At 67.8% G+C, this 9,335-nt stretch carries 8 protein-coding genes and 1 pseudogene; 7 read left to right on the forward strand and 2 right to left on the reverse strand.

The window, feature by feature from the left end; genetic code table 11:
- The 4 genes and pseudogenes from ACFVYE_RS40420 to ACFVYE_RS40435 form a co-directional block, all read left to right on the forward strand.
- Positions 1 to 1,985 (forward strand): annotated as a pseudogene (locus tag ACFVYE_RS40420) (hypothetical protein); the annotation flags it as partial.
- Positions 1,985 to 2,671: a hypothetical protein gene (locus ACFVYE_RS40425; protein WP_383977446.1), complete on the forward strand. Its 687-nt coding sequence runs from the start codon at positions 1,985 to 1,987 to the stop codon at positions 2,669 to 2,671. The pseudogene ACFVYE_RS40420 and the gene ACFVYE_RS40425, both read left to right, overlap by 1 nt.
- Positions 2,672 to 2,783: 112 nt before the next feature.
- Positions 2,784 to 3,467 carry a hypothetical protein gene (locus tag ACFVYE_RS40430; protein ID WP_383977449.1) on the forward strand — a complete coding sequence of 228 codons (684 nt, stop codon included), beginning with the start codon at positions 2,784 to 2,786 and terminating at the stop codon, positions 3,465 to 3,467.
- A gap of 118 nt (positions 3,468 to 3,585) precedes the next feature.
- Positions 3,586 to 4,821: a Cmx/CmrA family chloramphenicol efflux MFS transporter gene (locus tag ACFVYE_RS40435; protein ID WP_389608620.1), complete on the forward strand. Its 1,236-nt coding sequence runs from the start codon at positions 3,586 to 3,588 to the stop codon at positions 4,819 to 4,821.
- Positions 4,822 to 4,831: 10 nt separating this feature from the next.
- On the opposite strand, the gene ACFVYE_RS40440 is transcribed toward ACFVYE_RS40435, so the two are convergent.
- Positions 4,832 to 5,107, reverse strand: coding sequence for a DUF4031 domain-containing protein (locus ACFVYE_RS40440; RefSeq protein WP_383977454.1), 276 nt, complete (start codon positions 5,105 to 5,107; stop codon positions 4,832 to 4,834).
- Positions 5,104 to 5,472, reverse strand: a complete 369-nt coding sequence (locus ACFVYE_RS40445) for a hypothetical protein (protein ID WP_383977457.1) — start codon at positions 5,470 to 5,472, stop codon at positions 5,104 to 5,106. The genes ACFVYE_RS40440 and ACFVYE_RS40445 overlap by 4 nt, the downstream gene beginning before the upstream one ends.
- A gap of 158 nt (positions 5,473 to 5,630) precedes the next feature.
- Here ACFVYE_RS40445 and ACFVYE_RS40450 point away from each other — a divergent pair, with 158 nt between their 5' ends.
- The 3 genes from ACFVYE_RS40450 to ACFVYE_RS40460 all read left to right on the forward strand — a co-directional run bounded on the left by ACFVYE_RS40450 (position 5,631) and on the right by ACFVYE_RS40460 (position 9,197).
- Positions 5,631 to 6,548, forward strand: coding sequence for a MurR/RpiR family transcriptional regulator (locus tag ACFVYE_RS40450; RefSeq protein ID WP_114245853.1), 918 nt, complete (start codon positions 5,631 to 5,633; stop codon positions 6,546 to 6,548).
- A gap of 84 nt (positions 6,549 to 6,632) precedes the next feature.
- Complete coding sequence (murQ, locus tag ACFVYE_RS40455; protein WP_383977460.1) at positions 6,633 to 7,598, forward strand: N-acetylmuramic acid 6-phosphate etherase; 966 nt, start codon at positions 6,633 to 6,635, stop codon at positions 7,596 to 7,598.
- A gap of 48 nt (positions 7,599 to 7,646) precedes the next feature.
- Complete coding sequence (locus tag ACFVYE_RS40460; RefSeq protein ID WP_383977463.1) at positions 7,647 to 9,197, forward strand: PTS transporter subunit EIIC; 1,551 nt, start codon at positions 7,647 to 7,649, stop codon at positions 9,195 to 9,197.
- Positions 9,198 to 9,335: the final 138 nt, after the last annotated feature.

The following is a 9,335-nucleotide window of genomic DNA, read 5'->3' on the forward strand; positions in this document are numbered from 1 at the left end:
CCGCAGGCGCGATCAAGGAAATCACCGCCGAAGCCGGCGACCTCAAGGCCACCATCCTCGAAAAACTCACCAGCTACCTGATCCCCACCGTCATCATCGCCGGGATCACCTGGATCATCTCCCTCCTCAACCCCGCCTCCGCCTTCGTCCGCGCGGTCAAGGGAATCATCGACATCATCACGTTCATCGTGAACCAGGGCGCCCAGATAGTGGAGTTCGTCAACGCCGTCCTCGACTCCGTCATCGCCATCGCCAACGGCGGCACCGCAGGCGTCCCCAAAATGGTCGAAACAGCCCTCGCCGCCAGCGTCCCCCTCCTCATCGGCTTCCTCGCCTCACTCCTCGGCATCGGCAACCTCGCCAACAAAGTCAAATCCGTCTTCCACACCGTCGCCAAACCCGTCAACCGCGCCATCGACAAAATCGTCGACTTCATCGCCAAAGCAGGAAAGAAACTCTGGGCAAAACTCAAGGGCCGGTTCGGCCGGGACGACAGCCCGGAGGGGAAGCGCAAGCGGCTCGACCAGGGTCTGGCCGCCGCGGTGGCCGCCATGACCAGATACCGCGGGCGCAAAGTGGGGAGTCATATCCTCAGGCCCCTCCTTGCCGGCATTCGCGTGAGGTTCGGACTGAAGACTCTCGTTCCGGTCCCGAACGGCGAAAAATGGTCGGTCCGAGCCAAAGTGAACCCCGAAGACGAACGGACCACAGATGCCGGCAGAAATACTACGGAGCAGGCCGGGAACGAATCGGGGAACAGTAACGAGAGCGCGGAAGAGAAGGAGAAGAGGCGAAGGAAGGAAGTTGCGGATCAGCTCCCGGTCTACGGGGAGGGCCGCATCGAAGCGATTCATTCGCACTGGTGGACAAGACAACTCAAGAATACCGGAATCTGGCAGGAAGGCATATTCAAGGGGGCCAGCCTAAAGGCAGATGGGGAAAAGTATCTCAAGGAATCGACGACAGCGAATTCTGTTTACGCGGACCACTTTGACGGGAACAACAGAGACGCGTCGGCCGATTGGGTCTACAAGCAGCACGCGTTCGCATCCGGCAGTAAGACTCGTGCGCGACTGGTCGAGATTCTCGGAGAAAGCGCGAAGGAAACCGTCCGCGAAGAAGGCCTCAAGAAAGTATCGGCCGAGAGTGAGGCCGCCACCCGCCTGGAGAAGATGAATTTTCTACCGGCACAGGGTACGTACGGTGAATTCCAACCGTTCCCCGAGGGGAGCAAGGACCCGGACCCGGAACTGGTGGACGCCGTGGACAAGGTCGATCTCGGCGGCGAGCAGTACAAGATCATTGCTTTCCTTCGCCAACTTGTGACCGCGGGGAAAGTTGGCACCATAACATGGGCAAAATTCCAGACAATATGGGGCGGCGATTCAGGCTCGAAGGAATGGCTCAAGGGACGTTTCCGCGCGGTGAACACCGGGAAGCATGAGTGGATCCCGACCAACTACATCGGCGATGTCCTGCAGGCGGCGATGCATCAGAAGCCGGATCTCACACAGGCTCTGAATTGGGTGACACTGCATAATGAATTGCGATCCGACACCAACAGGGTCATATGGCAGATCGTCGACGAGCAAGGGGCGGCCGTATCCCCAGGAGGTCACGTCGGGTCCTTCTACCGGGCCTACGAGGACGAGCGTGGCGATACCCGCCACAAATCGACGATGACAAAAGGAACGGATGCCTTCCACAACGCTCTGCGCGCGGTCTTCGATGCATACCGGAGGCGGACCGCAGGGGAGTTCATCGACGCACTCACCGCCAAGCTCGGCGGACCGGAAGGACTCATCTGGGACGGTCAGATACGAGAACTCTCCTCCGAGATTCGGGCAACAAAGATAGGGGCACTATACAACGCACCGAATGGAGCCCTCAAGGAACTCACCGTGGAGGAACTTGCCGCCGAGCAGCGGGCTAACTTCACGGAAATACAGGCGGATTTTGATACAGCGAAAGGAAAACTGAAATAATGGCACCCTTCGGAAACGCAGCCGAGTCGTTCGAAATCGACCCGGCCGTGGAGAAGGCGATCGCGAAAAGGGTCGGCCGATCCCTTCCGTGGACCGACGCCGAACTTGACACAGTGACCAATCTTCACATTTCCCACGCGCGAGATCTGAGCGGGTTGCTGCGGTGTCCGAACCTGAGAATCCTTCTGTTGATCGGCTGCGATCCCGTTGAGCTGGAGTCGTTGACTGCGCTCTCCTCCATCGTGTCGCTCACCGTCGAAGACAGCGCACTTCGCAGCCTGAACGGCGTGACAGAATTCCCTCTGTACACTCTGGACCTCAGCTTCAACTTTCTGAGCGATCTGACCCCCGCACTGAGGGTGGAGCCCCTCAAGCGGATAAACGTCACGGGAAATCCGATTTCGCCGGATTCTTATCACTCGGTCATCCCTGAACTCCGGTCGCGAGGAATTGATGTAACCGCTTCCGGAGAGACGGAGTGGGAGCTCACAAATCTGCTTCACGAGGCAGGCCTGCCCTACTCCTGCTATCGGGATGACCAAGGCGGATACCGGCTCAGCCGCCCCGGCCTGGCTCTTACCGACCGTCCAGAGGTGAGCCACCCTGTCATCGACCCCGAGCACCTGCGAGACCTCCTCACGCATCACCCTGCCGAGATCCCCGGTCTCTTCGACCCGGCCGGCTGATTCAGCGGGCGGTTGAACGGCGCGGCGCGCTCGACGAGGAGCGCGGAGGACCGGCCCGATCAGCCATGCCGGCCCCTCCGTGCACAGCCTGATCCCGGGCTAGGGTCGTCCCATGACCGACAGCTCGCACGGAAGCAGCGTCCACGAGCCAGGCCATGCCGGCGCCTCCCTCCGTGAGCGTTGGCAGGAGGCCCTCGTCGGTGCCCGAGGCGGGGCGGCCGGGCCCGATCCATTGCCGTACGCGGACAATCTGCTGGCACGCTGGGCCGAGCCCCAGCGGCGGTACCACACCACCGCGCACCTGGTCGCGGTGCTCGACCGCATCGACACGCTCGCCGGGTACGCGGCCGATGCGGATGCCGTACGCCTCGCCGCCTGGTTCCACGATGCGGTCTACCGGCCCGACCGGTCCGAGAACGAGGAACGCAGCGCGGCCCTCGCCGAACGTGCCCTGCCGGAGGCAGGCGTACCCGCCGACGTCACGGCCGAGGTCGCCCGGCTCGTACGTCTCACCGTCACCCACGATCCGGCGGACGGTGACACCAACGGCGAGGTGCTGTGCGATGCCGATCTGGCCATCCTGGCGGCGGCCCCGAAGAAGTACGCGGCCTACACGGCGCAGGTGCGGGAGGAGTACGGCTTCGTGCCCGACGACGCGTTCCGGGAGGGGCGGGCGGGGGTACTGCGTCAGCTGCTCGGGCTGCCGCGACTGTTCCGTACGCCGCACGGGGTGGCCCGGTGGGAACCGCGGGCCCGGCAGAACCTGTTGACCGAGCTGGAGCTGCTCAGCCGCTGAGAGTGCGGTGGCCGGAAGTCGTCGGCGGCCGAAAGGCAGCGGGAGAGCAGTGGGAATGTAACGCCCGTGGTCGCTGTTGGCAGCTGTCATGCCCGACTCTGCCGCTCGCCGCTCACGCATGCCACTCGCCGTATACATTCTGGGCCTCTCGGTCTTTGCCCTGGGCACCAGCGAGTTCATGCTCTCCGGGCTGTTGCCGCCCATCGCCGACGACATGAACGTGTCCATTCCCCGCGCCGGACTTCTCATATCCGCCTTCGCGATCGGCATGGTGATCGGCGCCCCGCTGCTCGCCGTGGCCACGCTCCGGCTGCCGCGCCGCACCACATTGATCGCCCTGATCTCCGTCTTCGGCCTCGGTCAGGTCGCGGGTGCGCTGGCTCCGACGTACGAGGTGCTCTTCGCGTCCCGTGTCGTGAGCGCCTTCGCCTGCGCCGGATTCTGGGCGGTGGGGGCGGCAGTCGCCATCGCAATGGTGCCGGTGAACGCGCGGGCCCGTGCGATGGCCGTGATGATCGGCGGTCTGTCGATCGCCAATGTGCTCGGCGTGCCCCTGGGGGCCTTTCTCGGTGAGAACCTCGGCTGGCGGTCGGCGTTCTGGGCGGTGGGTGCGGCGTCCGCCGTGGCACTGGTCGGGGTGACGACGTTGATTCCGCGCATTCCGCTGCCGGAGCAGAAGCCGCGGCTCAAGCAGGAGATGAGCATCTACCGGGACCGGCAGGTGTGGCTGTCGATCGTGATCACGGCGCTCGCGGCGGGCGGTGTCTTCTGCGCGTTCAGCTATCTGGCCCCGCTGCTGACGGATGTCGCCGGGCTGGACTCCGGCTGGGTGCCGACGGTGCTCGCGCTGTTCGGGGTCGGTGCGCTGGTCGGTACGACGATCGGCGGCCGGGTCGCGGACGCGCATCTCTTCGGAGTGCTGATGAGCGGTATCGCGGCCTCGACGGTCTTCCTGGCCGCGCTGGCGCTGTTCGCCTCGAACCAGGTCGCCGCGGTCGGGCTCTCGTTCCTGCTCGGACTGTCGGCGTTCTACACGGCTCCGGCGCTGAACGCCCGGATGTTCAATGTCGCGGGCGCCGCTCCGACGCTGGCCGGTGCCACGACGACAGCCGCGTTCAACCTGGGCAACACGGGCGGCCCCTGGCTGGGTGGCACGGTGATCGACGCGGACTTCGGTTTCGCCGCGACCGCGTGGGCGGGGGCCGCGATGACGGTACTGGCGCTGGTGGCCGTGGTGTTCTCGCTGCGGCTGCAGGGCCGGGGCAGGTCGCGACGGGTGACCGGATCGCCCGCCGCGGCGTCGTCGGGTGTGTACGAAAAGGCGTCGTCGGAGGCGGGTACCCCCGCAGTCTGACCCGCCGCCGTCAGCCGGCGGGCGCCGGACGCCCCTTCGGCCGCCGCAGACCGGCCGCCGTGATCCGGCGGACGAGCTCCTTCGAGCCGATCTGCCGGGCCCCGGCCCGCACCGCGTCCTTGTACCGCGATTCCGGTACGTCGTAGTGGTCCCGCTCGAACGCGCGGGCCGGGCAGCCGATGGATGCCGCGAAGGCGTGCAGCTCCTCGAAGGACACATCGCTGACCAGGTGCGACCAGAACCGCCCGTGTCCCGGCCAGTCCGGCGGGTCGATGTAGACCGTCACCGCCGCAGTATCCCGCTCAACAAACCGACCGGTGCGACGGCCACGGCGGCCTTGGTGCACACCCAGTGCGGGTCCGGGCCCAGCTCCGGTTCGACGTCCAGTGCGTGCGGGTCGCCCGCGTCGCAGACCGGACAGAGCGGCCACCGCCCGTACCGTTCGAGCAAGGCGTCCTGCACGTCCTGAGCGACGAGGCCGACGACGAACGAGGCGCCGTCGGGCCACTGTTCGACCCACCACCGGCGGTGGGTCACCGCGTCCTCGACCAGCGAGACGATCCCGGCCTCGGCGACGTCACCTGCGGCGAGATCGGCCATGACCAGCGCACGGGCCGTATGCAACGCCTGTTCCAGGCGGTTCATCTCCATGGGCCCATTGTCACCCCGCCCGCGAACCCGCTTCTCGCGCCCACCCCTGCCGTTTCCGCGCTGTCGGAGGTGCTGTCGGATGCGGTCCCGGAAGTGGTGTCAGAGGTAGGGACCAAAGGGGGGTTGACGGGCAACCCGGTTGAAAATATCTTTCAAAGGTGACCAATGACCTGAAGGAAAGTTTCAGCGCTGATTCACCGCCCGCCCCGGCGGCTCTCGCGGCCAAGGTGCGCACGCTCGCGCCGTCCATGACCCGCTCCATGCAGCGCGTCGCCGAGGCCGTCGCCGGTGACCCCGCAGGCTGCGCCGCCCTCACGGTCACCGGTCTCGCCGAGCTCACCGGCACCAGCGAGGCGACCGTGGTCCGCACGGCCCGCCTCCTCGGCTATCCCGGCTACCGCGATCTGCGCCTGGCCCTCGCCGGGCTCGCCGCACACCAGCAGTCGGGCCGGGCTCCCTCCGTCACCGCCGACATAGCGGTCGACGACCCGATCGCCGATGTGGTCGCCAAGCTGGCCTACGACGAGCAGCAGACCCTCGCCGACACGGCCGCAGGGCTCGACACCGTCCAGCTCGGTGCCGCGGTCGCCGCCGCCGCCACCGCCCGGCGCATCGACATCTACGGTGTGGGCGCCTCGTCCCTCGTCGGCCAGGACCTGGCGCAGAAACTTGCCCGTATCGGCCTGATCGCGCACTCCCACACGGACCCGCACCTCGCGGTGACCAACGCCGTGCAGCTCCGCTCCGGCGACGTGGCCATCGCGATCACGCACTCCGGCTCCACCGTCGATGTCATCGAGCCGCTGCGGGTCGCCTTCGACCGCGGTGCGACGACGATCGCGATCACCGGCCGCCCCGACGGCCCGGTGACGCAGTACGCCGACCACGTACTGACCACATCCACCGCCCGGGAGAGCGAGCTGCGGCCCGCCGCCATGTCGAGCCGTACGAGCCAGCTGCTCGTCGTCGACTGCCTGTTCATAGGCGTCGCCCAGCGCACGTACGAAACAGCGGCACCGGCGCTCGCCGCCTCCTACGAGGCGCTGGCCCACCGCCACACCCCACGCCCGCGCTGACCCCGACCCGGGCCGAACCGGCCCTCACCACCCGCACCCGCGCCCGCTGAACCGTACGAGACCGAGAAAGCAGAGCCGCTCTCCATGACCTCCACCACCGACGCCGACACCACCACCCCCGACGGATACGGGGAACTGCGAGCCCAGCTCGAAACGCTCACCACCGAGGCGTTCCGGCCCGAGCTCGCCGAGATCGACCGTCTGGACACGCTCGAGATAGCCCGGATCATGAACGGCGAGGACCGGTCCGTCCCGGCCGCCGTCGGCGCCCGGCTGCCCGAGATCGCCGCCGCGATCGACGGCACCGCGGAGCGCATGGCCCGCGGCGGCCGGCTCATCTACGCGGGCGCGGGAACCGCCGGCCGGCTCGGCGTGCTGGACGCCAGCGAGTGCCCGCCCACCTTCAACACCGACCCCTCCGAGGTCATCGGCCTGATCGCGGGCGGCCCGTCCGCGATGATCAAGGCCGTCGAAGGCGCCGAGGACAGCAAGGAGCTGGCCGCCGCCGACCTCGACGCCCTGGACCTCACCGCCGACGACACCGTGGTCGGCATCTCCGCCTCCGGCCGTACGCCGTACGCGATCGGAGCCGTCGAGCACGCCCGTGGCAAGGGCGCGCTGACCATCGGGCTCTCCTGCAACGCGGACTCCGCACTGGGCGCCGCGGCCGAGCACGGCATCGAGATCGTCGTCGGTCCGGAGCTGCTCACCGGCTCCACCCGGCTCAAGGCGGGTACGGCCCAGAAGCTCGTCCTCAACATGCTCTCGACGATCACGATGATCAGGCTCGGCAAGACGTACGGAAACCTCATGGTCGACGTCCGCGCCTCCAACGAGAAGCTGCGCGCCCGCTCCCGCCGGATCGTCTCGCTCGCCACCGGAGCGTCCGACGAGGAGATCGAGGCCGCCCTCGCCGCGACCGACGGCGAGGTGAAGAACGCCATTCTCACCATCCTCGGCCAGGTCGACGGCCCCACCGCCGCCACCCTGCTGACCGCGTCCGACGGCCACCTCCGCGCCGCCCTCGCCGCCGCCCCCCGCACCACCTGACCCACCGGCTCCACCCCCGCACCCCCGCACAGCAAGGCACCACGCACCATGGCAACAGAAGACAAGAACCGCGCCACCGCCGCCGCGATCCTTCCGCTCGTCGGTGGCGCCACGAACGTCAGCTCCATCGCCCACTGCATGACCCGGCTCCGGCTGGGCCTGCACGACCGCTCGCTCGTCGACGACGAGGCCCTGAAGGCGGTACCCGCCGTCATGGGCGTGGTCGAGGACGACACGTACCAGATCGTCCTCGGCCCGGGCACCGTCGCCCGGGTCACCCCGGAGTTCGAGCAGCTGGTGGAGGAGGGCAGGGCAGCAGCCCCTGAAGCGGCGGCTGTTTCCGCCTCGGCTTCCGCTTCCGCCTCCGCTTCGGCGGACGAACTGGCCGCCCAGGGTGCGGCGATGAAGGCAGCGCGGAAGGCGAAGAACGCCACCCCGTTCAAGCTGTTCCTGCGCAGGATCGCGAACATCTTCGTCCCGCTGATCCCGGCGCTCATCGGCTGCGGCATCATCGCCGGCCTCAACGGCCTGCTGGTGAACCTGGGCTGGCTGACCTCGGTCACGCCCGCCCTGGCCGCGATGGCGTCCGGATTCATGGCGCTGATCGCTGTGTTCGTCGGCTTCAACACGGCGAAGGAGTTCGGCGGTACGCCGATCCTGGGCGGTGCGGTCGCCGCGATCATCGTCTTCCCGGGCGTCGCGAACATCGAGGCGTTCGGCCAGAAGCTCTCCCCCGGCCAGGGCGGTGTGCTGGGCGCACTGGGTGCGGCAGTACTCGCGGTGTACGTGGAGAAGTGGTGTCGCCGCTGGGTGCCCGAGGCGCTGGACGTACTGGTCACCCCGACCCTCACGGTCCTGGTCTCCGGCCTGGTGACGATCTTCGGCCTGATGTACGTGGCCGGTGAGATCTCCACCGCCATCGGTACGTTCGCCGACTGGCTGCTCTCCAACGGCGGCGCGGGCGCGGGCTTCGTGCTCGGCGGTCTCTTCCTGCCCCTGGTGATGCTGGGCCTGCACCAGGCGCTCATCCCGATCCACACCACCCTGATCGAGCAGCAGGGCTACACCGTCCTGCTCCCGATCCTCGCGATGGCGGGCGCCGGCCAGGTCGGCGCGGCCGCGGCGGTCTACTTCCGTCTCCCCCGCAACGAGTCGATCCGCCGCACCATCAAGTCCGCACTCCCGGCCGGTCTGCTGGGCGTCGGCGAACCGCTGATCTACGGTGTCAGCCTCCCGCTCGGCCGCCCGTTCATCACGGCGTGCGTGGGCGGTGCGTTCGGTGGCGGCTTCATCGGCCTGTTCAACCAGCTCGGCGACAAGGTCGGCTCCACGGCCATCGGCCCGTCCGGCTGGGCCCTCTTCCCCCTCATCGACGGCAACCACGGCCTGGGCACCACGATCGCGATCTACGCGGGCGGCCTGCTGGTCGGCTACCTCGCCGGATTCCTCGCGACGTACTTCTTCGGCTTCAGCAAGGACCTGCTGACGGAGTTCAACGTCTCCCAGCAACCGGCCGAATCCACGGTCGCGGCAACGGGCGGCCCGGCGTCCCCGACGACCGGCCCCGGCAGCCCGGCGAAGGAACCGGCCGGGGTCTGATCCCCGCATCCGGATACGAAGTGAGGGGCGGGGGCCCAGGTCCCGGGGCCCGCCCCAGGCTGTGGCGTTGTAACCCCGGGCAAAGTAGCGGTGGGGGGTGGGTCACGCACGCGGCCGCCCCCAGGGCGGGGTGGGGCA

The organism is Streptomyces sp. NPDC058239 (assembly GCF_042882185.1).
Taxonomy (GTDB): domain Bacteria; phylum Actinomycetota; class Actinomycetes; order Streptomycetales; family Streptomycetaceae; genus Streptomyces.

Bases quoted from the DNA above. Each gene is read 5' to 3' on its own strand.
- murQ (WP_383977460.1), top strand. From the start codon at position 6,633: ATGACCTCCACCACCGACGCCGACACCACCACCCCCGACGGATACGGG.
- ACFVYE_RS40435 (WP_389608620.1), top strand. From the start codon at position 3,586: ATGCCACTCGCCGTATACATTCTGGGCCTCTCGGTCTTTGCCCTGGGC.
- ACFVYE_RS40430 (WP_383977449.1), top strand. From the start codon at position 2,784: ATGACCGACAGCTCGCACGGAAGCAGCGTCCACGAGCCAGGCCATGCC.
- ACFVYE_RS40460 (WP_383977463.1), top strand. From the start codon at position 7,647: ATGGCAACAGAAGACAAGAACCGCGCCACCGCCGCCGCGATCCTTCCG.
- ACFVYE_RS40425 (WP_383977446.1), top strand. From the start codon at position 1,985: ATGGCACCCTTCGGAAACGCAGCCGAGTCGTTCGAAATCGACCCGGCC.
- ACFVYE_RS40445 (WP_383977457.1), bottom strand. From the start codon at position 5,472: ATGGAGATGAACCGCCTGGAACAGGCGTTGCATACGGCCCGTGCGCTG.